At 41.5% G+C, this 229-nt stretch carries 1 protein-coding gene; it reads right to left on the bottom strand.

The genetic code is table 11. The annotated features are described in order from the left end of the window. Positions 1-229, bottom strand: a 229-nt coding sequence (locus AAEY78_RS15270; RefSeq protein ID WP_352340392.1) for a SufE family protein, incomplete at both ends; no start/stop codon positions are given.

Genomic DNA, 229 nt, shown 5'->3' with positions numbered 1-229 from the left:
CAGTTAAACCATTGGTACGAGATGGACTTAGTTGGCCACTTAATCCAAGGCGGTCAAAATACTGTTTCACATCAAATTGGTGTATTTGCTCAGTGGTTTTACCTTGGCAGTTGGCCAGTAATAATCCAATTAAGCCTTTTACAATACGAGCATCACTATCGGCTAGATAAAAATGTTGCCCATTTAAGCGGTGATGATAGAGCCATGCTTGGCTTTCGCAGCCTTTTAC

It is taken from the genome of Psychrobacter sp. 16-MNA-CIBAN-0192 (genome assembly GCF_040309565.1).
GTDB lineage: Bacteria > Pseudomonadota > Gammaproteobacteria > Pseudomonadales > Moraxellaceae > Psychrobacter.
Note: the sequence above shows the minus strand (reverse complement) of the source record. Positions and strands in the feature narration are given on the sequence as shown.